Raw genomic sequence first — 202 nt, forward strand, 5'->3', positions numbered from 1 at the left:
TGACGATGCGGGGCTGGCGCCGCCGGGCGCGTGGATTCGCTGGCGCGCTGGCCGGCCTCAGCCTGTTCGTGGGGGCAGGACTCGTCTCGGCTCCTGCCGCCGGCGCGGTGGACGCGGACCTGCTCGTTCCGCTGCCCAAGGCCCCGATCGAGCCGTATCTGGTCGCAGCGTCCGGAGACTCCCTGGTCGACTTCCAGTCGCT

Annotated in this window: 1 protein-coding gene; it reads left to right on the top strand. The window is 72.8% G+C overall.

What is annotated here, in order from left to right:
* A partial coding sequence (locus BN358_RS27630) for a hypothetical protein (protein WP_040582767.1) occupies positions 1-202 on the top strand: 202 nt, incomplete at both ends.

The sequence above is a fragment of the Sedimentibacter sp. B4 genome, from assembly GCF_000309315.1.
Taxonomy (GTDB): Bacteria; Bacillota; Clostridia; order Tissierellales; family Sedimentibacteraceae; genus Sedimentibacter; species Sedimentibacter saalensis.